Origin of the sequence: Vibrio artabrorum (assembly GCF_024347295.1) — a bacterium.
In the GTDB taxonomy this organism is placed as follows: Bacteria; Pseudomonadota; Gammaproteobacteria; order Enterobacterales; family Vibrionaceae; genus Vibrio; species Vibrio artabrorum.
The window spans coordinates 1,910,297-1,934,372 of sequence record NZ_AP025458.1 but is presented as its reverse complement, the minus strand read 5'-3'; the positions used below and the strand labels follow the sequence as shown (position 1 = coordinate 1,934,372).

16 protein-coding genes are annotated in these 24,076 nt (G+C 44.4%); 4 read left to right on the top strand and 12 right to left on the bottom strand.

Going from position 1 to position 24,076, the window contains the following annotated elements; translation table 11 throughout:
- Positions 1-40 precede the first annotated feature (40 nt).
- Positions 41-1,255, top strand: a complete 1,215-nt coding sequence (locus tag OCU36_RS08645; RefSeq protein ID WP_261837634.1) for a patatin-like phospholipase family protein — start codon at positions 41-43, stop codon at positions 1,253-1,255.
- Positions 1,256-1,409: 154 nt separating this feature from the next.
- Here the strand turns inward: OCU36_RS08645 and pyk are convergent, their stop codons facing one another.
- Positions 1,410-2,858, bottom strand: a complete 1,449-nt coding sequence (gene pyk / locus OCU36_RS08640) for a pyruvate kinase (RefSeq protein WP_261837633.1) — start codon at positions 2,856-2,858, stop codon at positions 1,410-1,412.
- 447 nt (positions 2,859-3,305) lie between these two features.
- Here pyk and mlc point away from each other — a divergent pair, with 447 nt between their 5' ends.
- Positions 3,306-4,523 carry a sugar metabolism global transcriptional regulator Mlc gene (mlc, locus tag OCU36_RS08635; protein WP_261837632.1) on the top strand — a complete coding sequence of 406 codons (1,218 nt, stop codon included), beginning with the start codon at positions 3,306-3,308 and terminating at the stop codon, positions 4,521-4,523.
- A 167-nt stretch (positions 4,524-4,690) separates the two neighbouring features.
- Positions 4,691-5,632 (top strand): chemotaxis protein CheV, encoded by a 942-nt coding sequence (locus OCU36_RS08630; protein WP_261837631.1) that lies wholly within the window; start codon positions 4,691-4,693, stop codon positions 5,630-5,632.
- Between the two features lie 127 nt (positions 5,633-5,759).
- Here the strand turns inward: OCU36_RS08630 and OCU36_RS08625 are convergent, their stop codons facing one another.
- The 4 genes from OCU36_RS08625 to OCU36_RS08610 all read right to left on the bottom strand — a co-directional run bounded on the left by OCU36_RS08625 (position 5,760) and on the right by OCU36_RS08610 (position 12,018).
- Entirely contained in the window at positions 5,760-8,855 is a 3,096-nt protein-coding gene (locus OCU36_RS08625; RefSeq protein ID WP_261837630.1) for an error-prone DNA polymerase, read from the bottom strand.
- A 98-nt stretch (positions 8,856-8,953) separates the two neighbouring features.
- Positions 8,954-10,411 carry a Y-family DNA polymerase gene (locus tag OCU36_RS08620; protein ID WP_261837629.1) on the bottom strand — a complete coding sequence of 486 codons (1,458 nt, stop codon included), beginning with the start codon at positions 10,409-10,411 and terminating at the stop codon, positions 8,954-8,956.
- 3 nt (positions 10,412-10,414) lie between these two features.
- Positions 10,415-11,122 carry a translesion DNA synthesis-associated protein ImuA gene (gene imuA / locus OCU36_RS08615; RefSeq protein ID WP_261837628.1) on the bottom strand — a complete coding sequence of 236 codons (708 nt, stop codon included), beginning with the start codon at positions 11,120-11,122 and terminating at the stop codon, positions 10,415-10,417.
- Positions 11,123-11,277: 155 nt separating this feature from the next.
- Positions 11,278-12,018: a YciK family oxidoreductase gene (locus OCU36_RS08610; protein ID WP_261837627.1), complete on the bottom strand. Its 741-nt coding sequence runs from the start codon at positions 12,016-12,018 to the stop codon at positions 11,278-11,280.
- A gap of 137 nt (positions 12,019-12,155) precedes the next feature.
- On the opposite strand from OCU36_RS08610, the gene sohB reads away from it, so the two are divergent.
- Positions 12,156-13,223 carry a protease SohB gene (gene sohB, locus OCU36_RS08605; protein WP_261837626.1) on the top strand — a complete coding sequence of 356 codons (1,068 nt, stop codon included), beginning with the start codon at positions 12,156-12,158 and terminating at the stop codon, positions 13,221-13,223.
- Between the two features lie 210 nt (positions 13,224-13,433).
- Here sohB and OCU36_RS08600 read toward each other — a convergent pair whose 3' ends face one another.
- The 7 genes from OCU36_RS08600 to pflB all read right to left on the bottom strand — a co-directional run bounded on the left by OCU36_RS08600 (position 13,434) and on the right by pflB (position 24,062).
- Complete coding sequence (locus OCU36_RS08600; RefSeq protein WP_261837625.1) at positions 13,434-14,996, bottom strand: SpoVR family protein; 1,563 nt, start codon at positions 14,994-14,996, stop codon at positions 13,434-13,436.
- Between the two features lie 11 nt (positions 14,997-15,007).
- Positions 15,008-16,279 carry a YeaH/YhbH family protein gene (locus OCU36_RS08595; RefSeq protein WP_261837624.1) on the bottom strand — a complete coding sequence of 424 codons (1,272 nt, stop codon included), beginning with the start codon at positions 16,277-16,279 and terminating at the stop codon, positions 15,008-15,010.
- Between the two features lie 143 nt (positions 16,280-16,422).
- Positions 16,423-18,357 (bottom strand): PrkA family serine protein kinase, encoded by a 1,935-nt coding sequence (locus OCU36_RS08590; RefSeq protein WP_016788844.1) that lies wholly within the window; start codon positions 18,355-18,357, stop codon positions 16,423-16,425.
- Positions 18,358-18,961: 604 nt separating this feature from the next.
- Positions 18,962-19,462 carry a YfbU family protein gene (locus tag OCU36_RS08585; protein WP_261837623.1) on the bottom strand — a complete coding sequence of 167 codons (501 nt, stop codon included), beginning with the start codon at positions 19,460-19,462 and terminating at the stop codon, positions 18,962-18,964.
- Between the two features lie 221 nt (positions 19,463-19,683).
- Positions 19,684-20,424: a pyruvate formate lyase 1-activating protein gene (gene pflA, locus OCU36_RS08580; RefSeq protein ID WP_261837622.1), complete on the bottom strand. Its 741-nt coding sequence runs from the start codon at positions 20,422-20,424 to the stop codon at positions 19,684-19,686.
- Positions 20,425-20,582: 158 nt separating this feature from the next.
- Positions 20,583-21,584 carry a lipid A deacylase LpxR family protein gene (locus OCU36_RS08575; RefSeq protein WP_261837621.1) on the bottom strand — a complete coding sequence of 334 codons (1,002 nt, stop codon included), beginning with the start codon at positions 21,582-21,584 and terminating at the stop codon, positions 20,583-20,585.
- Between the two features lie 201 nt (positions 21,585-21,785).
- On the bottom strand, positions 21,786-24,062 hold the full coding sequence (pflB, locus tag OCU36_RS08570) for a formate C-acetyltransferase (protein WP_261837620.1): 2,277 nt from the start codon (positions 24,060-24,062) through the stop codon (positions 21,786-21,788).
- Positions 24,063-24,076: the final 14 nt, after the last annotated feature.

Genomic DNA, 24,076 nt, shown 5'->3' with positions numbered 1-24,076 from the left:
AATCATCTATTGCGAGGCTGGGTTTTATACTCAGGGAATCATGAATAGTGGGACTATAACCAATATTGATACAGCAATAGACTTGGATTATTACGCTAAGTTTATTGCTGGAAAAACAGCGCTGGTCGCTCAAGGTGGCGGACAGAGAAGTATTTTTACTTCTGGAGTGCTCGATGCCTTTCTTCTTTCTAATTTTGATCCCTTCGACGAATTTTTTGGTACTTCCGCAGGCGCGTTGAATTTGTGCGCTTATCTGTGTCGTGATAAAGGCTTAGGTCGTTCTTTTGTGCTTGACCTCACCACAGCCCCAGAATTCTTTAACTTGTTCTCTTACATACGACACCGTAAGAACTTAGGGTTAGAATGGGCGTTGGAACAGATCATGGCGTATCCATACAAACTTGATCTTGACCTAGGTAGGCAAACGCTGGGGGATCGCCAACTTTTTGCGGCGGTAACAGACTCGAAAGATCTTCAAGATCATTATTTTCCTTTGCTCGGTGACGATTGGTATAAGGTGATGATTGCAACGTGCGCCATACCTCGTCTATATAACGACGAAATCTTGATTGGTAATGGTGCTTATGTAGACGGCGGTGTTTCGGCTGCTATTCCAGTGCAAGAAGCGTGGCGCCGTCAAGCTCGTTCTATTGTGGTGATTCGCACTGAGCCTGTGGTTGAGGAAGGCAATGGTCATTTGGTTGAAGCACCAACCAAGGGATCTACAGTCAAAGCGCTTAAACCGATATCTGCCGAAGAACTGCAATGGTTCCGCGAATCTTTCGACAGTGTTCAAGGTCATTGGCAACAAAAAATGGAACAGTGGAAAACCGACTGGACCTCTTTCTTTCAACAACAAATTATGCGCTCAAAAGAGCAGAAGTGTGACCGTGGGCATTTGGATCTGTTAAACGGTGGACGATGGTTATTTGGTGCCGATGATATTTACCGCTTAAGTCATTTGATTGGTGATAAATTTGACTCAGGTTTGGCTGATATATTGATGGTCCATTATCAAACTTACTCACTCACTCAGAATTTCCTGAACTCTCCTCCCGATGATGCGTTTGTGGTTCAGATTGCGCCTAGCCAACCGCTTAAATCGAGTTCATTAATGAGTGACAAAGAAGATTTGCTGCATGATTACCAATTAGGGTTAGAGGCGGGTTACCGCTTTGTTGAAACCTACACTTCAACAGAGAACGCTCGCAGTTCATATATGTCGCAGTTGATGGCTAATGCAGCGGATAAATAACACTCGTTGTTGATTGTTGATTGTTGATTGTTGATTGTTGATAACGCGAACAATATTCTGAAATTAAAAAAGAGTATGGAACTGGGTTCGATACTCCTTTGTTGTTTTCTCTATGCCATCTCTGAATTTAGTCGCGAGAGTCTAAAGGTAAAAATTAGGTGACAGGTAAGATTCTCATGCAGTTGGTTGAACCGGCAACATCCATAATATCACCTTGAGTGATGATCACGAGGTCACCAAATTTAAGGTGCCCTTGTTCTTTTAGACAAGCGAGCGTCGATAGTGCTATATCAAAACTATCTTTGGCCTCTGTCTCAAAATAGATAGGTGTTACGCCTCGGTACAGAGTACAACGGTTAAGAGTCCCTTCGTTACGAGACAAGGCGTAGATAGGCATATCAGCGCTTAGGCGGGACATCATTAGTGCCGTTCGCCCTGACTCGGTGAGGGCGACAATACCTTTGATGCCTTCCATATGGTTCGCAGAGTATACCGTCGCCATCGAGACCGTTTCTTCTGCGGTAATAAACGTTCGGTCAATACGGTAATTGGATTGATGGTTAATACCGGCCATTTTCTCTGCGCCAATACACACTTCAGCCATTGATTTTACGGTTTCAACTGGGTAGTCACCTGCTGCAGTTTCCCCTGACAGCATCACAGCATCGGTGCCATCTAATACAGCGTTGGCCACATCCATGACTTCGGCACGAGTTGGCATGGGTGCTGAAATCATCGATTCCATCATTTGAGTCGCGGTGATCACCGTTCGGTTATGTGCTCTAGCACGGCGTATAAGCTGTTTTTGTACACCGACTAGCTCTGGGTCGCCAATTTCCACGCCGAGGTCTCCACGGGCCACCATGACCACATCTGAGGCCATTATGATGTCATCCATGTTCTCAACAGTCGCGACTGTCTCTGCTCGCTCTACTTTGGCCACGAGATGTGCTTCTAAACCTGCATCTCGTGCGAGCTGACGAGCGTAGTGCATGTCTTCACTATTTCGTGGGAACGATACAGCTAGATAGTCGACTTGAATTTGCGCGGCTGTGATGATGTCTTGCTTGTCTTTGTCTGTGAGCGCCTCAGCAGACAGTCCACCGCCTTTCTTGTTAATCCCTTTGTTATTCGACAGCGGGCCTCCAATGATGACTTCGGTATGAACGCGACAGCCTTCCACTTTGGTTACTTTCAGTTGAACACGACCATCATCCAGCAACAGGATATCGCCGGCGGATACGTCGTTAGGCAGTTCTTTATAATCAAGGCCGACGGCTTGTTGGTTGCCTTCGCCCAAACCTAGGCTACTGTCGAGAGTAAACCGATCACCGACGGCAAGTTGGATTTTGCCATCTTTGAATGTCGACACACGAATCTTAGGGCCTTGTAAGTCGCCAAGTATTGCGATTTGAATAGCGAATTTTTTTGCGATTGCCCGAACTTTTTTAGCGCGTTGAATATGGTCGTCGCTGGTGCCATGAGAGAAGTTCATGCGGACAATATTAACCCCGGCTTTGATGATCTCTTCAAGCACGTTTCCTTTATCGGTTGAGGGTCCTAAAGTGGCGACGATTTTTGTTTTTCTTAACTCTTTTGTCATGAATGCTCCGAAGTTGAGACGTAGAAAATCTTGTTTAGACAGAATTAAGTATATGCATTAATGAATCATTTATTGGGCGCTAGGAAGATATTCCTACATTTATTCCGTAAATATAGAAATAAATGGGGTGACTCGTGGATGAATATTAGCGTCAAATTTATAATGGAAATGGTTTGTCATTTTGCTCAAGCTCTCGTGCCGTTACAGCACCTCCATGAGGATTATTTTTGGGAGAATCTTCGGCCATTATTTATTAAATGTGATCTTTTTTTATAAAAATTAAGTCTCAAATTATCGATATGGTTATTAATTTTCCTTTAACTATTTGACTAGATACGCAAAGATTCATGTATATACGTGATACTGGTCACGGCGATATGCCAAGTGACTTCACAATTACTTCGCAAAGTAAAAAAATTACCCTGTTGATGATTTCTGGAGCATAAAATGTACATGGCTCAACCAGGCCATATTGATCATATCAAACAGGTCAATGCTGGTCGTGTATATAAACTAATTGACCTTAAAGGTCCTATTTCTCGTATTGATTTGTCCAAGCAAAGTGAGTTGGCTCCTGCGAGTATTACTAAAATTACCCGTGAACTCATTGAAGCTCACCTCATTCACGAAACGACAGTCCAAGAAGTGACGACGCGTGGGCGTCCTGCTGTCGGCTTACAAACTAACAATGAAGGTTGGCAGTTTCTTTCTATGCGTCTTGGTCGTGGATATTTGACTATCGCACTCCATGAATTGGGGGGCGATGTGCTTATCGATACCAAAATCGACATTCACGAACGTGACCAAGATGATGTGCTTGCGCGTCTTCTTCATGAGATTGATGAGTTTTTCCAAACGTATTCTGAGCAGCTTGACCGGGTGACGAGCATCGCTATCACACTGCCTGGCCTTGTCAATTCAGAGCAAGGGATTGTGTTGCAGATGCCGCATTACAACGTGGAGAATTTAGCGTTGGGTCCGGAGATCTACAAAGAAACGGGTTTGCCAGTCTTTATTGCTAATGATACCCGAGCTTGGGCCTTGGCAGAAAAGCTGTTTGGTAACTCACAAGACAACGACAACTCTGTTCTTATCTCGATTCACCATGGTTTAGGTGCCGGGATCATTCTTGATGGTCGTGTTCTACAAGGGCGTCACGGCAACATCGGTGAATTGGGTCATATTCAGATCGATAGGCAGGGCAAACTTTGTCACTGTGGTAACCGAGGCTGTTTAGAAACGGTCGCGAGTTCTCAGGCAATCCGTGAGCAAGTCAAAGAGCGACTGGACAATGGTGAAGAATCAACACTAGCGGTCTTTGAAGATGTCACTATTGAACAGATCTGCGCTGCCGCTGCTGATGGAGATCCGCTGGCTGTCGAAGTGATTGAACAACTAGGCCGTTACCTAGGCTCTGCGATTGCGATTGTGATTAACCTTTTCAACCCAGAGAAAATCTTAGTTGGCGGCGTAATCAATCAAGCAAAGAGTGTGTTATACCCAGCGATTCAACAGTGTATCGAAGAGCAGAGTTTGTCGGTTTACCATCAAGATTTAGAGCTGGTGGAATCTCGCTTTTATAAGCAGGCAACCATGCCAGGAGCTGCTCTTATCAAGCAGGCCTTGTTTGATGGTCAACTATTGATGAAGGTGATTGAAGGTTAATATTTTTTACTTGTACTTGAGTTTTATCGTACATTTCCCATGTATTTAGACTGTTTATAGCATTGTTCTCGATACTGAGCTTACGTATTCTGTACATTGGTACTTTGCTTTAACCTATTGAAGTGGGGTATTGTAGCAGCAGTTATTATTTGTCACTAAGGTGTTGTATGTCTGGGGTTTTAAATTCGGTTGATCAGAGAACCAAACTGGTAGGTGAAAACCGCCTAGAACTCTTGTTATTCAGCTTAAATAGTCGTCAACTATTTGCGATTAACGTATTCAAAGTCAAAGAAGTTCTAAAAGTACCAGTACTCACTCGCTTACCGGGCTCTCACCATCATATTACCGGAGTGGCTTCTTTACGCGGTGAATCTGTTCCTGTTATTGATTTGCGTAGTGCGATTGGTTTTCCGCCATCTCGAATGGATTCTCAAGAGAGCAATTTGATCATTACAGAATACAATCGAAGCGTACAAGGCTTTTTGGTTGGACAAGTTCGCAATATCGTTAATACCACTTGGACTGAAATTCAGCCGCCACCTAAAACGACTGGGCGTGCGAATTACCTAACCGCTATTACACACATTCAAGAAGAAGAACAGCACAAAATTGTTGAAATTATCGACGTTGAAAAAGTGCTGGCTGAGATTATTGATTACGATGTTTCTATTTCAGAAGGTGTTTTAGACGAACAGTTAGCCCACCAAATGGTTGGACGTAACGTTCTGATTGTTGATGATTCCTCAACAGCGCGCAACCAGATTAAGGGCACCTTGTCACAACTCGGTTTGAACATTATTGAATGTTACGACGGTTTAGAAGCTCTGAACTTGCTTAAAGGCTGGTGTGATGAAGGCAAAGATATCAATCAAGAAATACTGCTGATGATCACGGATGCTGAAATGCCTGAAATGGATGGTTATAAATTGACCCATGAAGTGCGTTCTGACCCAAGAATGCACGATCTATTCATCACGCTCAATACTTCATTGAGCGGCAGTTTTAATGAAGCTATGGTTGAGAAAGTTGGCTGTAACCGCTTTATTTCTAAATTCCAACCCGATCTCTTGGTTGAAGTGACTCAAGAGCGAATGCGTCAGCTTCTATAGTTCATGTTTCTATACGGAAACTGACGCTGATTTCCAGTTTAACCATTCCATAAATAGGAGGCTTAGGTCTCCTTTTTTATATCTTGTATTTTTGTTCAGACGTTCATGCCATCGGTTATTCAAATAGCTAGTGAAACTCTCGTGATTGGGTGTGTAAGCCAACAATTTTATCGGTAATGTCGATGAGTTTCCCTGCAATAACATGCACGACTTCGCCTTGTTTTTCTAATATCCCTTGTACTTTTAATGCCTTGGCGGTGAGATAAGCTTGCTGCTGTGCGCGTGCGGTGGATCCCCATACCACAACGTTAATATTGCCCGTGTTATCCTCTAGTGTGACAAAGGTGACACCTGCCGCTGTGCCGGGTGATTGTTTACCGGTGACTAATCCCACGACGGTGACCATAGATTGATGCCTTTGTTGTTTTAAATCTTGCATATGGGTGAATCGACCAAGTTGGTTCGCTTCTTCTAGCAAAGTGATTGGATGCTTGTTCAATGACAGGCCGATACTGGTGAAGTCTTCGAGTAAATCTTGCATCTCATTGGGCTTGTTCAGCACCTGTTTATCATCCTCAACATCCTCATAGGCTTGGCTAAACAGCGGTAAATCAGACACTGAGTCCATGATCGCCCAGCGAGTCTGGAAGCGGTCTCCCGAGACGTTATGCAGTGCATTGGCCGATGCCAGTAGCTCGATATCTTTCTTATTCATCGATAACTGTTTTATTTGGTTCGGGTGGCGATAACCGAATGGTGGGCGATTGGCGAGCACACATTGGATACCATGCTCGCTGAATCCTTTGATTTGTCGCAGCCCTAAGCGAATCGCTAATCCCTTCTGATGTTTAACGACGACGTGGTTATCTTGTGAAGCGTTCACACATACCGGAAGAACCACCACATTGTGCCGTTGTGCGTCTTGTACCAACTGTGAGGGGCTATAAAAGCCCATAGGTTGGCTATTTAACAGAGAAGCGTAGAAACATTCTGGGTAGTAACATTTCAACCAAGCAGAACAATACGCTAACACCGCAAACGAAGCCGAGTGGCTTTCAGGAAAACCGTACTCGCCAAAGCCACATATCTGTTTAAAGATCTGTTCGGCAAACTCAGTCTCATAGCCGCGCTTTTGCATTCCCTCGATGAGTTTGTTTTTAAACTTAAAGACGTTGCCATTTTTTTTCCAAGCGGCCATTGCGCGTCTGAGCTGATCCGCTTCTCCACCTGTGAACCCTGCGGCTACCATCGCGAGTTTAATCACTTGCTCTTGGAAGATAGGAACCCCCAAGGTGCGCGACAGTACCGATTCCACATCTTTAGATGGATAACTGATTGGCTCAATGCCATCTCGACGCTTGAGAAATGGATGCACCATATCACCCTGAATAGGACCTGGGCGGACGATAGCGATTTGAATCACCAAGTCGTAATAAGTCTTCGGCTTAAGCCTTGGCAGCATGCTCATTTGCGCGCGTGACTCAATTTGGAAGACTCCGACTGTGTCCGCTTGTTGAATCATGCCGTAAACCTGAGGATCGTCCTTAAGGCGAGTGATCTCCGCGATGGTGAGTGAACGCCCATGAATGCGTTTAATCAGAGCGAAACATTTACGAATCGCAGAGAGCATGCCCAATGCGAGTACATCGACTTTCAGTAAGCCTAAGGTTTCTAGATCATCCTTATCCCACTGAATAATGGTTCGGTCGTGCATCGCGGCATTCTCGACGGGAACCAGTTCATATAAAGGCCCTGAAGATATGACAAAGCCGCCGATATGTTGAGATAGGTGACGTGGGAAGCCGATGATTTCATTAACCAAGTGGATAAATTGTTGTCCCTTCAACGAATCAGGCTGTAGCCCCAATTGAGTTAATTGAGTTAATTGAGCTTGCCAACCTAAGCTTTTGTCCCGGCGGTTGGTGTTCTTGATGAAGTAATCGAGCTGGGTTTCTTGTAGCCCCAACGCTTTACCGACATCTCTAACCGCACTTTTAAAGCGATAAGAGATGACCGTTGCAGCAAGCGCAGCCCGCTCTCTACCGTATTTTTGGTAGATGTATTGAATAACTTCTTCACGGCGTTCGTGTTCAAAATCGACATCAATATCAGGCGGCTCATCACGCTCTTTACTGATGAAGCGCTCAAACAGCACTGAGATCTGTCTTGGGTCGACAGAGGTGATCTCTAGGCAGTAACAGACCACAGAATTAGCCGCGGAACCTCGTCCTTGGTAAAGAATGCCTTGGCTTTTGGCAAACATGACGATGTCGTGAATGGTGAGAAAAAAGAAAGGGTAGTCAAGCTCGCCAATTAGCCTCAATTCTTTATTTATGATTTGTTGGATGTCGCCAGGCACACCTTGTGGAAAGCGAGCCCGTTTTCCTTTTTCGACTAACCTGCGCAGATAACTCATGGGTGTCTCACCTTGAGGAATCAGTTCGCTTGGGTATTCGTAGCGCAAACTATCCAAATAAAATTCACACAGCTCAGCGATGTGATTGCTCTCTTCTAGCCACTCCGCTTTGAAGATATGAGAGAGCTTATTGATATTTCGTAAACAGCGTTCTGCATTAGCGAGTAAGTGACAGCCTACTTCGGTGATGGGTTTTTGGTATTTAATTGCGGTGAGTGAGTGCTGCAAGGGTAAGCGATTCGCGTTGTGCATCAATACACCGCCGCAAGCCGTTATCGGCAGGTGATGATGTTGTGACAGCTTAACGCAGTAATCTGTGTACTGCTGGTCGGTTTGTTTTAGGTGTCGTTGTAAGCCGATCCACAGTCGACCAGAGTGATGCTGGGATAGCCATTGCCCCCAATGCGCGTCTTCATTTTTCTGTTGAGGAAGCCAAAGAATAAAGCAGTGCTTAGCCGACATGATATCCCACTCAGAGAGCTGATAATGCCCTTTGCTGCTACGACGCCTCGCGTTGGTAATAATACGGCACAGCTCGGCATAGGCCGTTCTATTCGGACATAACAACACTACTTGGCACTCTTCATTGAGCCAAAACATGCTTCCAACAATTTGCTTGAGCGACAGTTTATGTTGCTTGATTGCCGAATGAACCTTAACGATGCCCGCCACCGAACACTCATCAGTCACCGCGAGTGCTTTGTAACGTAAGAAGTCGGCCTGTAAAACAAGCTCCTCTGCGTGTGAGGCTCCCTCAAGAAAGGAGTAATTACTTTGGCAGAAGAGTTCTGAATATTGCTGAGACATAACATAATCTCACTTAACCATGACGAGTCAAGATGATTGAACATGGGTGTTGAGTTTGACTCTATGAAGCGGATGCTTTCACGAAGTCCCGGTATTGCTTAGCTAAATAAACCGTGTAAAAACCACTGCTTATCTGGCGTTCTAAAGATCCATAGCCAGCGACCATTTTCACTGTGAGCAATAAAGTAGTCACGAATGATCTTCTCTCCATCCCACCAGCCAGACACAATGCGCTCAGGGCCTTGAGATAAAGTGACGTTTTCGGCTAAGGCTTCGGGCTCTGGCAGTAAAATACTGGGCCTGAGTCGTTGTTGATGGACGCTGAGAGCTATGGTTTGTTGGGGCGCTTGCTTTTTTGCCACAGATTTACTCAGTGTTGGGAGCGAGTACTGATTGGCCTTTTCTGGCCTTGGGTCGTGCTGTATTTTCGGTGTTTGAATACAGGCTTGGCCAAGCTTTGCTTGCAACAGTGAAAGCAAATCTAATGCGGCAAGTGTTCCGGTATGACCATCAAAAAGATCATGGTAGGCCATTTGTGGTTCTCCATGACGAATCAAGCTGAGGGTTAGGCCCTGAACCGGTGCTGTGAGCTTGAGTGACTCTAAGGTGAGATGGGTCAGGTTCGCCCATTTTCCAGCAAGGTAATCCCCTTGTGCCGAATAAAAAGAGATAGGGTGATCGTCTTTATCTCTTAGGTGTAAAGTCAACGTTAACTCGAAAGCCACTCGGTCGCGTAGCTTCAAAAAACACTCGAGTTGATTCAGTAATTTCAGTAACGGCTTTTCGATGAACAGGATGTTTTCAATATCAAACAACAGCTCCAAATATTGCTGGAAATTCTCTGGTGGGTGATAGAAATCAATCGGGTGCTTAAACTGACCGTTAAGGCGACCGACATAATTCACCAAGTCGATATCAAAGCGGCGTGCGACCTCTTGCAAAGGCAGTTTCAATAAGTCTTCGACGGTATTGATACCGACACGATTCAGGCGTTCAACTTGTTTGCTCGGTAGCTCACTGGAGCTCAATGCTTGCTGATTGACCCAAGCTTTCATCTGCTCAACATTGTTTGTGACTTGATTGATCGCTTGCCTACCTAACAAGATCGCAGCAAGCGGCGAATAACCCGTAGCGAAGCTGAACTGGATATTGAGCGTTTCTAAGTGACTTTTGAGTGCATGCCAGTAGTTATCTAGCCCATCGTAAAGTGACAGCATGTTAGAGGCTTTAATCAACAAACCATTCGGTGGCACTAACGCCATATCAGAAGTGACGAGATACACCCATTGAGCGATCTCTTTGAGCTTACTTTTCTCCAGCTTAATACTGTAAGGGTGAACGTGTAAGTTGTGGCACAGCGCCGCTGCAGACCCTAAGCCCATACCAAGCGAAATCCCCGATTGCAGCGCGGCTGGGTTAGCTTGCAGTACACGATGATCTTTTTCATCCACGATGATAATAGATTGCTCGCGTGAGTCTTCGTTCGAACCCAACTCATTAGAGTTAAACAAGGTATCCAACTGCAAAGATGGAAAGTGCAGATAAAGCCATAACATACGCTAGCCTTGCTTCGCAATAGGAAAAGCCAGCACAGTGTTACCAGGCAAAGTGCGGTTTGAATTGTCTTCATAAACGACTTTCTCTGTGAGTAACGGCCAGTTGTGTGTCATGTCTAGAATAAAACTGCCATATGACCAACTGCCTTTTCTTTTTGTTATCTCTACCTTCAATCCTTGGGCGTGAGAAGACAGTTTCATGCTTAAAGATACGGGTAGGGATAACTGATTATGGCTGGTGGCTTTAAAGTGAAACTGCAGGCATTTACCAGTGTCACTTGCTGCTTGTAGGCGCTTGGTTTGGTGTATTTCTAGATCGGCTCCCCATAGCAATACAGAGTGGCAAGCGCCGCTTTTAAGGCATTGCTCTGCTGCCCACAACGCATCGAGATCGCGTTGAGGATGGATAACGAGGATGTTTTCTAACTTAACCCCCTGGCTGCTAAAAAACTCGGCACAGATTTTCCCTGGTGGGTTAATGAATATGGCCAATTTTTGTGGGTTTTGTTGCGCTAAATAGGGCGTAAGTAGGCGAAGTTCACCGATCCCTTGTTGTGATTCAACCTCAATAACGCCGTGCGTCGGGAAGCCACCATCAAGCTGTTTATCCAGTTGCGGATAGCCTGTCGGAGTGGTATTTCCTTGAGTTGTCGATTGTAACCCTTTCCAGATTAGCTGGCGGTCTTGTAAGTTTTTTATGAGTTCATGCATAATTAAATACCTGTTTATTTATACAGTATATTTAACAATAAAAAAGATGCAAAGCAAAATGATGAAAATCAGAGGAAGTAAGTGTTAGTTGATTGATTTAGATACAAAAAAAGCCGCTATGGCAGCGACTTTTTACTGTTATTTAATGATATCAGTTACTTAGGTTGAGCATCGATACATTGGCCATGAATGTCAGTCACACTTGGGTTCATTAAGTGTAGGTACAGCGGGATGATGTCGAGTGGCGTTTTTAGCTTATTCGCATCTTCCCCTGGGTACGCTTTTGCACGCATGCGTGTTTGAGTGCCGCCCGGATTGATTGCGTTAACACGGATGTTGGTGTCTTCAAGCTCGTCCGCTAGGATTTGCATCATACCTTCGGTAGCAAACTTAGAAATTGCGTAAGTGCCCCAGAATGCACGGCCAGAGTGACCAACCGTTGAAGAGGTAAATACGATGCGACCTGCTTCTGCTTTCTTAAGTGCAGGTAGCAGAGCTTGAGTCATCAAGAACTCAGACTTCACATTGATCTGCATAACATCATCAAAGGTTTCTTCATCGATCTGCTCAAACGGACTCAGAGTACCGAGAACGCCGGCGTTATGCAGTAGACCGTCTAAACGGCCGAACTGTGATTCAATGGTTTCTGCCATATCAACGTAGTTCTGCTTTGTCGCACCTTTTAAATCCAATGGGATAATCGCAGGTTGTGGGTAACCCGCGCTTTCGATTTCATCGTAAATGAATTCAAGGTTTTTAACATTGCGGCCTAACAGAATGACAGTTGCACCATGTTGAGCGAAGCTGAGTGCTGCTTGGCGACCAATGCCAGCACCGGCACCTGTAACCAAAATTACTTTATCTTTGAGGGCATCTGTAGAGATTGGGTAATCCACTGTGCTTATCCTTCTTTCTTTTATTATGTTCGTCATTCCATTGATGTTTAATCACACAGATAACCGCAGGAATGATGAGAAATTCTTGGTAATCGTGACAAGATGGTTACAATACACTAATTCATACAATAGGGGATATGACATTGGAATTTTTGTTGGACTACGGCTTGTTTTTAGCCAAGATTGCGACCGTTGTAATCGCCATCATCGCAATTTTAGTGATTGCTAAATCTGTGGGTGGGAAATCAAGCGCGATTAAAGGTGAGCTAGAAATCACGAACCTATCTGAACATCATAAACAGACGATTGAACAACTAGAGCACCATCTACATGATGATGCTTTCATCAAAGCCCGTGATAAAGCAGAAAAGAAAGCGGAAAAAGAGAAAGTAAAATCACGCGGTAAAGCAGTGAAGAAAGCCGTGAAAGAGGGGGAACTTGATAGCAAGCGTGAACCACACTTATTCGTTCTCGACTTTAATGGCAGTATTGATGCGAAAGAAGTGGCCTCTCTACGTGAAGAGGTAACGGCGGTTCTGGCTGTGGCTCGTGAAGGCGATGAAGTCTTGCTTAAGCTGGAGTCTGGCGGTGGCATGGTTCACGGCTATGGTTTAGCGTCTTCTCAACTTGATCGCATCAAAGCGGCAGGTTTGCCTCTGACTATCTCGGTAGACAAAGTAGCCGCGAGTGGTGGTTACATGATGGCATGTATCGCAGACAAAATTGTCTCTGCCCCTTTTGCTATTGTTGGCTCTATTGGTGTTATCGCTCAACTGCCAAACTTCAATAAATTGCTTAAAAAGCATGATATTGAGTTCGAACAGTTAACGGCGGGTGAGTATAAGCGCACACTGACTATGTTTGGTGAGAACAGCGATAAAGCACGTGAGAAGTTTAAAGAAGAGCTAGAAGAGACGCATGGTCTATTCAAAGATTTTATTCGTGACCATCGTCCAGCACTCGATCTTGAAAAAGTAGCAACGGGTGAGCATTGGTTTGGTACGCAAGCACTGGAACTTGGGCTGGTGGATGAGATCAGCACTTCGGATGATTTAGTCGTAGCGGCATGTCAGGACAAAACGGTTCTTGCGATTCACTATGTACAGAAGAAAAAATTGTCAGACAAACTCGCGGGCGTGGCAGGTAAATCGGCAGACAGCGTACTGATGAAGCTGATTGAACGTGGCCAAAAGCCGATTGTTTAAGCTTATTGAATTTTAGCTCTAGTATCTAGTTCTAGGTTGAGTGCCTCACGTTCATTTAAAGACGTTGGATCCTTAAAAAGAAAGCGCATAAGTCATCAGACTTATGCGCTTTTTTATTGCTCCACTTCCGAGCGGGTTGACCACTATGTTGTAGGGGGAGCGGAGTCTTTTGCCAATCACTTATGGTGATTGATATTACTGAAATTAGTCTTAAATTTGAGAGCCATAGTCATTACGTTTTGGGCAAGTGGTTAGAATTTCTCGATGTCCCGTATCTTTGAGCTCTTCTAAAATGACATCAAAGCCCCATAAGCGATAGAGATGTTTCATTACTTCATCGTAGCCTTTATCTAGCGGGATACGGTCATGAGGCACAAATTGCAGCGTCATTGAACGATCACCACGAATATCGACATTCAGCACCTGAATATTCGGTTCCAGATTACTGAGATTGTATTGTGCGGCAAGCTTCTCACGAATCAGGCGATAGCCCGGGTCATCATGAATAGCACTTACCTCTATGGTGTTTTTGCGATCGTCGTCGAGCACAGCGAACAGTTTAAAATCTCGAATGATCTTTGGAGAAAGGTATTGGCTGATAAAGCTTTCATCTTTGAAGTTGTGCATCGCAAAGTGCACCGCTTCTAACCAATCACTTCCCGCCAGATCTGGGAACCACTCACGGTCTTCATCGGTGGGTTCTTCACAGATACGTCGAATGTCCTTAAACATCGCAAAGCCAAGCGCATAAGGGTTTATGCCACTGAAATAAGGGCTGTTGTAGGCGGGTTGTGCGACGACGCTAGTATGGCTGTGTAGGAATTCTAAGATGAACTTATCACTCACTAAGCCTTCGTCGTAAAGGTGGTTCAGAATAGTGTAATGCCAGAAGGTTGCCCAGCCTTCGTTCATGACTTGAGTTTGTTTCTGAGGGTAGAAGTATTGGCTTACCTTGCGAACAATGCGAACACACTCACGTTGCCAAGGTTCAAGCAGTGGCGCGTTCTTCTCGATAAAATAGAGAATGTTCTCTTGAGGTTCGCTTGGAAAACGAACTTTCGTTGCTTCTTCCTTACTTTTGTTTTGAGGAACGGTTCGCCAAAGCTCATTCACTTGCGATTGCAGATAAGCTTCACGTTCTTCTTGTCTTGCTGTTTCTTCTGCAATGGAAATCTTTTCTGGGCGTTTGTATCGGTCTACGCCGTAATTCATTAATGCATGGCAAGAATCAAGCAGTTGCTCGACCTCAGCGACGCCATATTTCTCTTCACAACCACTGATATACTTTTTCGCGAACAACAGGTAATCGATGATGGAACTGGCGTCAGTCCAAGTTTGGAACAGGTAATTGCCTTTAAAGAAAGAGTTATGGCCGTAACAAGCGTGAGCCATGACCAGCGCCTGCATGGTGACCGTATTTTCTTCCATTAAGTAAGCGATACAAGGATTGGAATTGATCACGATTTCGTACGCCAAGCCCATTTGACCATGTTTGTAGTTTTGCTCTGTCTGGATGAATTTTTTACCGAAAGACCAGTGGTTGTAATTGATCGGCATACCAATACTTGAGTAAGCATCCATCATTTGCTCGGAGGTAATCACTTCAATCTGGTTCGGGTACGTATCTAAACGATAATGTTGCGCCACACGTTTAATTTCTACGTGATATCGCTCTAAGAGATTGAATGTCCAATCTGGACCATCAGGCAGCATCTTGTCGTTTTTCTTCAGTGCTGCTTTGTTTTTCTTTGCAACGTTCGATTTTGTTGTCATAGCAAGCCCCCTTACGCTGTCTCTTTCTGGAACAGTTCTCTAAACACAGGAAAAATATCATCCACGGTTTTAATGTTCTTCATAGCGAAGTTGTCGAAGCTCGCTTCTAACTTCTCGTATTCATGCCAAAGTGTTTGGTGTGAACGGCGCGTGATCTCGATGTAAGAGTAGTATTGGCAAGTCGGCAGAAGCGTATTCACCAGTAGCTCTTTACAACGAGGAGAGTCATCAGCCCAATTATCACCATCAGAGGCTTGAGCTGCGTAGATGTTCCACTCATTAGCAGGATAGCGGTCTGCGACAATTTCTTTCATCAGTTTCAGTGCACTCGAAACAATGGTGCCACCCGTTTCTTGTGAGTAGAAAAACTCATGTTCATCGACTTCTTTAGCCTGAGTATGGTGACGAATAAACACCACATCGACGTTTTCGTAGGTGCGGTTTAAGAACAGATATAGAAGGACATAAAAGCGCTTCGCAATATCTTTTGTGGCCTGATCCATTGAGCCCGACACATCCATTAAACAGAACATCACGGCTTGGCTAGATGGAATAGGGCGCTTTTCGTAGTTTTTAAAACGTAAGTCGAAGGTGTCAATAAACGGCACGCTTTCAATCTTTTTACGTAACTCGGCAATCTCTTCTTTGAGGCGACCTTCTTCAAAGGGTTGTGCCGGCTCCGTCATTTTAACTTGGTCAAGCTGCTCCATCAGTCGGTTAAGTTCGCGCTTTTTACCTGCTGTCATTGCCGTTCTACGAGCCAAAGATTGCTGGAGTGAACGAACAATCGCAATGTTGGATGGAATCCCTGCACTTTGGTAACCAGAGCGGTGTGTTTTCCATTCGGTGATCTTGTTGACCTGATTTTTCTCCAGATTCGGTAGCGCTAAATCTTCAAAGAGAATATCAAGATACTCATCTTTTGAAATTTGGAAGGTAAACTCGTCTTGGCCTTCGCCATCAGGACTTGCGTCGCCTTGGCCTGCTCCACCACCTTGACCGCCACCTTTAGGGCGTTCAATTTTATCGCCCGTGATGAACTGGTCATTACCTGGGTGAACGCGTTCTCTTACGCCGCCTTGACCTTGGTGAAAGCTTGGCTCTTTGATGTCTTTATGGGGAATCGTAACGTCTTCACCCGTTTCAGTATTGGTGATTGAGCGTCGGTTAACTGCATCGGCCACAGATTCTTTGATTTGCTCTTTATGGCGTCGTAAGAAACGCTGTCTATTCACAGCACTCTTATTTTTGCCATTGAGCCTCCGATCGATAAATTGTGCCATAAGAACTCCCTCTCAGCTGATGTCGCGATGCTACTTTTTGTTAGGGTATAAGAGTATTCGGTTTATTAGAGCTATTCGTTCGTTAGGGTATAAAGTTATTGGTTGGTACGAGCTGCCCAATTGAGCAGCTCAATACCGTTTAGTTATGAAGATTTACGAACTCTTAGGTACCACTCGGATAGAAGTCTCACTTGTTTCTCGGTGTAGCCTTTTTCCATCATACGAGCAACGAAGTCGTCATGTTTTTTCTGATCATCCGTTGAGGTCTTAGCATTGAACGAAATAACAGGAAGTAGCTCTTCTGTGTTAGAGAACATTTTCTTCTCAATCACAGTGCGCAGTTTCTCGTAGCTCGTCCAAACTGGATTTTGACCGTTATTGTTGGCTTTGGCACGAAGCACAAAGTTCACAATCTCATTTCGGAAGTCTTTAGGGTTACTGATCCCGGCCGTTTTCTCGATTTTCTCTAGTTCACCGTTCAGAGAAGCACGGTCAAATAGCTGGCCTGTTTCTGGATCGCGGTACTCTTGGTCTTGAATCCAGAAATCGGCATAGGTGACATAGCGGTCGAAGATATTCTGACCGTACTCAGAGTAAGACTCTAGGTAAGCGGTTTGAATCTCTTTACCGATGAACTCGACGTAACGTGGCACTAGGTATCCTTTCAAGAACTCTAGATACTTTTCGGCGGTCTCTTGAGGGAACTGCTCACGTTCGATTTGTTGTTCAATCACGTAGAACAGGTGTACTGGGTTCGCGGCCACTTCGGCTTGGTCGAAGTTAAACACACGAGATAGGATCTTAAAGGCGAAACGCGTTGATAGCCCAGACATGCCTTCGTCAACGCCAGCATAATCTCGGTACTCTTGGTAGCTCTTCGCTTTTGGATCGGTGTCTTTTAGTGTCTCACCATCGTAAACGCGCATTTTTGAGAACAGAGAAGAGTTTTCAGGCTCTTTCAGTCTCGATAGGATGCTGAATTGCGATAGCAGATCGAGTGTGCTTGGTGAACAAGGGGCTTTGGACAGCTCACTGTGTTCAAGCAGTTTCTTGTAGATCTTAACTTCTTCAGAGACGCGCAGACAGTAAGGGACTTTTACAATGTACACACGGTCGAGGAAGGCTTCGTTGTTTTTGTTGTTACGGAAGGTCTGCCACTCGGATTCGTTCGAGTGAGCGAGAATCATACCGTCAAATGGCAGTGCTGAAAGTCCTTCGGTACCGTTGAAGTTACCTTCTTGCGTTGCCGTTAGTAGAGGGTGTAATACTTTGATTGGAGCCTTGAACATCTCCACGAATTCCATCACACCTTGGTTGGCTTTACATAGCGCACCAGAGTAGCTGTAGGCATCAGGATCATCTTGAGAGAAGTGTTCAAGTTTACGAATATCAACTTTACCAACCAGAGACGAGATATCTTGGTTGTTTTCATCACCGGGCTCTGTTTTCGCGATCGCAACTTGATCGAGAATAGAAGGGCGCAGTTTGATGACTTTAAATTTGGAAATATCACCGCCAAAATCGTGCAGACGTTTCGCGGCCCACGGAGACATAATTGAGCGAAGATAGCGTTTTTCAATGCCATATTCGTTCTTCAATAAGTCGCCGTCTTCGTTAACATCGAATAGACAGAATGGGTGATCGTTTACTGGGCTTCGTTCACCGTCAGCAGACAATACATAGATGGGTAGTTTCTGCATCAGGGCTTTGAGCTTTTCAGCGAGAGAAGATTTACCACCGCCCACAGGGCCAAGTAGGTAAAGGATTTGTTTACGTTCTTCTAAACCTTGCGCAGCATGTTTTAAGTAAGAAACAATCTGTTCAATCGCATCTTCCATGCCGTAGAAATCTTTAAATTCGCTATAGCGTGAGATGACACGGTTCGAGAAAATACGACTCAGTTGAGGGTCTTGAGCGGTGTCAATGACCTCCGGTTCGCCAATGGCAAGTAATAAGCGCTCGGCAGCATTCGCGTAAGCACTTTTATCGTCTTTACACAGCCCTAAGAACTCTTGCAATGTTAGCTCTTCTTCCTTGGCTGCTTCATAACGTGATTGATAGTGGTCAAAAATACTCATAGTCACATTCCCCTTGTTAACCAGTCAAAACTGACGAGCGATTGAAAATAGGCTCTCCCTACCTTTTAAGATTAGACCCGCTTCCACAATTTTGCTTAACAATTATGTATTTATTTACAATTTTGCGTGTGAATAAGCTTATGAAAGCAATAGGCAACTTGAGGTGAGTAGGAGGAAATTATTTTGTATTCGAGGTGAACAGCTGTTTGTTTTGTGATTTTTAGAAGCTTTCTCATTCCCGTGCTGGATTTATACGTATTGAATGAAGATTGCGTTTGTTGGGGGAGGCCATGAAAGCGCCTATTATGCGCTTCACCATAAAAAAGCGATGTATATATAGGTAGACATTCAGGGGGAATTCGTAGGTTAAAGCGGCCGTTTTTGACGTTGATATTGAAATCGTGATCATGACAAAGGTACGCTCAGAATATGAACGTCGTCCCTTAGGGAGATTGACGACTTTTAGTTGTGAAAAAGCAAATAAAAAAAGGGCGATTCTTCATGAATAGCCCTTGTATAAACGGAATTAAATTTGCTCTACTAGAGCATTAAGCATTAAGCATTAAGCATTAAGCATTAAGCATTAAGCATTAAGCATTAAGCATTAAGCATTAAAGATTTGAGATAGCTCGGTCGCACATAGGTGATACTGACGAGGGCAGTTGCGCCATGTTGTGAGCATGCGACGGTACTTTTCTAGCATTGGCATTTGGCTATTGAAGTGGTGATCCGCTTTATCGAATTGAGGGTACAGACCTTCAGAATCAACAAGGAAGCGCACGTAATGTACGATTTGAGCTTCAGAAGCGATATCAAAACCTAAGAACTGCAGGCGGCGTTGATCTACTTCCGCTTGTTCTTGCTCTGCGAGCATTTTGTTCGACTCTTGCATGGCATGGTACATCTCCATGATGTCGATAATTTCGCGACATTCTACTTCAGTCAAACAACCAAATTCTTTATTAAGTTCGCGCATTTGGAGTTCATAACCACGTTCTACAATCGTTTGTAGACGTTGATATTTTGTTGCATTCTCAGGATCCATTTGAGACATAAGGTAGTATTGATTTGATAGAATCAGACGCTGAGCATTGGTCATTTCCATGGGAGGAGCCTCACTAAAAACGAAATATTATATTTTTTTGTTGCAGTAAGAGTAACAGCATTCCTACGCGTAGAAACATGATCTCAACACGGATTTAATATAAATTTTGCTGTTGATAAATAAAAGTTGTAAAGAGAAGTGAAAGGATAAAACTCGGGCAAGAAAAAACGCCTCAATCGAAATTGAAGCGTTTGAAGTTTAGGTTGAAGGTAAAGTCAGTTTTAGTACTTTACGTTTGAATGATACTGGCTTAGTACAGCAACAATCTCGTCCATTTTCTCTTTGCTTGGTGGGTTTGTACCTTCAAGAGGGTAGTCAAAACCAAGTGCTTCCCACTTATGAGCACCAAGCTTATGGTATGGAAGCAGTTCTACTTTCTCGATGTTATCCATATCTTTGATGAATTCACCGAGAAGATGAGCATCTTCAGGTGTATCGGTGTAGCCAGGGACAATCACATAACGAATCCACGTCGTCTTACCGATTTTGTGCAGGTAGCGTGCAAAATCCAGAGTACGTCGGTTTGATACACCAATGAAATCGTGGTGAATCTCATCTCGCATGTGCTTAAGATCGAGCATCACTAGATCAGAGACTTCGAGAACTTCATCGACTACTTCGGTGTGCTTACGAATGTAGCCATTCGTATCTAGACACGTATGAATGCCTTCAGCTTGAGCGGCGCGGAAAAAGTCACGAACAAACTCAGGTTGTAGCATCGCTTCACCACCAGAGCAGGTGATTCCACCGCCTGATGCTTTCATGAAATGACGGTATGATTTTGCTTCGTTGATGATCTCTTCGACCGTTACTTCCTTTCCGTCATGAAGATCCCATGTATCACGGTTATGACAGTACATACAACGCATTAAGCAGCCTTGAAGAAACACAATAAAGCGGATACCAGGGCCATCGACAGTACCACAAGATTCGAAGGAATGAATACGACCAGTTGTAGACATGAGCTATTCTCGTAGAGGGATTTATGCCGCTTATTTTATTACAAAAACGGTACATAAAATAGGGTCAAATGTTAATGAAGCCTTTTAATATTAGGCAATCGTCTATGAGTGTCGCGCCTTTAATCAATTTAAGAATAAAGGCGCGTTTTTGCTCGGAACTAGAAGAAAGCGAACAGGGTAATACCACCAGTGGTGTAGGCCGACTTTTGCGCTTCTTCGTAATCAGGCGTTTTAGCGGTCAGTGCGAAAGAGGCACCAACGTATTGGTTATACCAAGCGACACCGAGCACAGCTGTTGCTTGAAGGTTCTCTAAGGTGACATCGTAGGATGCAGGATCATCACCGACTTTATTCGCGTATTCATCAATACCAGAACGATCACCTTCGACAGTTAAGTCATTAAATCGGTAACGACCTTCAAGGCCGGCATAGGTAAACCATCCCGTGTTTGACGCGCCAATCATACCTGGTCTAAAAGGGTTTTCTGTGGTGATATTGGCCGCGCCAAAGTTACCACCTAAGTCTGTGCCCCAACGGAACATGAAGCCTGTTGAAATATCGCTTCTAAAGTTACCAATATTGACTTCAGATACGTTAGAGATCTCGACATGAGTATTCGCTAAAGCTTGGTTACGCATTAGGTTGAAATGACTTAAGTAACCAATGCTACCCGCGTACTCATCATCTATCTGATATTCCCAACCCATAGGCTCACCCGATTTAGTGATTGAGTGAACCAATTTTTGAGCGTCTTCAGAAAGTGCACGTTCACCTGTTGTGCCCAAGGTGATATTGAAACGTTGCACTAGCTGTGGGTGCAGGCTGATGTAGTTGAATTCAGTATGCAGATAACCGGCATATGGACGATCATTGGCTGAAGGCGTTTCCAGTTTTATATCTGAAGGGGTATACATTTTGTGGCCGATGGTGACTTCCCATTTATCTAAAGAGCTTGCGCCCCAATAGGAAAGACTTAATGGTTTGACCCAATTATAGGGTGTGATGCTTGATGATGTGTAGCTTAGAAATATGCCGTTGGTATAGTCTTGATCGACACCAAAGATGCCATCGTTGTCTAGTGCAAAAGTAAACGTAGACCGCTCAGACGCCATTGATGCAAAAGAGAGAAGAATGAGGGGTAAACAACGAAGGTATTTCATGGTTCAATTACTCTAAAAATGTGAACGTAGATAGTACCGTAGTTTGCTCGAATATGTGAAAAAAAGTCAATAGAAGACGTGTTTACTTAGTTGACCCTTTGAAAGAGAAGTCAAATCAACGTTATTTGTTTTAAATATAAAAAAAGCCTCGCACATTGGCGAGGCTCATTATTACTGAATGGTCAGTTTAAGCGTCTAGGCTTATAGAGATTCAGTAAATGTACGTGCGATTACGTCAGCTTGTTGCTCTGCTGTTAGAGAGTTAAAGCGTACAGCGTAACCCGATACACGGATTGTTAGCTGAGGGTATTTCTCAGGGTGCTTAACTGCGTCTTCAAGAGTTTCACGGTTAAGAACGTTAACGTTAAGGTGTTGACCACCTTCAATGCCAGCTTCGTGGTGGAAGTAACCATCCATTAGGCCTGCAAGGTTCGCTTTCTGACCTTCAACATCTTTACCAAGAGCGTTAGGTACGATAGAGAACGTGTAAGAGATACCATCTTGTGCGTCAGCAAACGGTAGTTTACCTACAGACGTTAGTGAAGCTACAGCGCCTTTCTCATCACGACCGTGCATTGGGTTAGCACCAGGAGCGAAAGGAGCACCAGCACGACGACCGTCTGGAGTGTTACCTGTTTTCTTACCGTATACCACGTTAGACGTGATAGTAAGAACTGACTGTGTAGGGATAGAGTCGCGGTAAGTCTTAAGCTTACGGATCTTGTTCATGAACGTAGAAACTAGTTCACAAGCAATGTCATCTACACGAGGGTCGTTGTTACCGTATTTAGGGTAATCGCCTTCGATTTCGAAGTCAGTTGCGATGCCATCTTCGTCGCGGATTGGTTTAACAGTCGCGAACTTAATTGCAGACAGTGAGTCAGCAGCAACAGATAGACCAGCAATACCACAAGCCATTGTACGACGAACGTCACGGTCATGAAGAGCCATTAGAGACGCTTCGTAGCTGTACTTGTCGTGCATGTAGTGAATGCTGTTTAGAGCTGTCACGTATTGTTTCGCTAACCAGTCCATGAATGAGTCTAGGCGAGCCATTACGTCGTCGTAGTTAAGAACTTCGTCAGTGATCTTGTCGCCAACAGGGCCAACTTGCAACTTAAGTTTTTCGTCTACACCGCCGTTGATTGCGTAAAGCATTGTTTTCGCAAGGTTAGCACGAGCACCGAAGAACTGCATTTGCTTACCAACAACCATTGGAGATACACAACAAGCGATAGCGTAATCATCTGAATTAAGATCAGGACGCATTAGGTCATCATTTTCGTACTGGATAGAAGAAGTATCGATAGATACCTTCGCACAGAAACGTTTGAAGCCGTCAGGCAGTTGCTCAGACCAAAGAACAGTAATGTTTGGCTCTGGAGAAGGCCCCATTGTGTATAGAGAGTTTAGGAAACGGAAGTTCGAACGCGTTACTAGTGTACGACCGTCAACACCCATACCACCCATAGACTCTGTTGCCCAGATTGGGTCGCCAGAGAACAGCTCATCGTACTCAGGAGTACGTAGGAAACGAACCATACGCAGCTTCATTACGAAGTGGTCGATCATTTCTTGCGCTTCAACTTCAGTGATCTTGCCAGCAGCGATATCACGTTCGATGTAGATGTCTAGGAAAGTCGAAGTACGACCTAGAGACATTGCAGCACCGTTTTGAGATTTAACAGCAGCTAGGTAGCCGAAGTAAGTCCACTGGATAGCTTCTTGAGCTGTTTGAGCAGGCTCAGAGATATCGAAACCGTATGTCGCAGCCATTTGCTTGATTTGACCTAGAGCACGATGTTGCTCAGAGATCTCTTCACGCAATTGCATTGTAGCTGTAAGATCTTCGCCGTTTTCGAATTTTTCTTGAAGAGAAGTAAACTGAGCGTACTTGTCTTTCATTAGGAAGTCGATACCGTAAAGTGCAACACGACGGTAGTCACCGATGATACGACCACGGCCGTAAGCATCAGGAAGACCCGTTAGAACACCAGACTTACGACATTTTAGGATATCAGGAGTGTAGATATCGAAAACACCAGCATTGTGTGTTTTGCGGTACTCAGAGTAAATTTTAGAAACGGTTGGATCAAGAGTTTCACCGTATGCTTTACAAGAACCCTCAACCATACGAATACCACCGTTAGGGATGATCGCACGTTTAAGTGGTTTCTCTGTTTGAAGACCAACGATAGTCTCAAGATCTTTTTCGATGTAACCCGCATCATGAGAAGTGATGGTAGAGATAACAGAAGTATCGAAATCTACAGGTGCTTTAGTTGCGTTTTCCTGTTTGATACCTTCCATTACCGAAGCCCAAAGCTTATTAGTAGCCTCAGTACCTTCAGAAACTAGGAAAGACTCGTCGCCTTCATACGGCGTGTAGTTCTTTTGAATGAAATCACGAACGTTTACTTCGTTTTGCCACTCACCTGCAGCAAAATCTTCCCAAGCTTTAGCAAATTGCTCTGCCATGACATACCTACCTT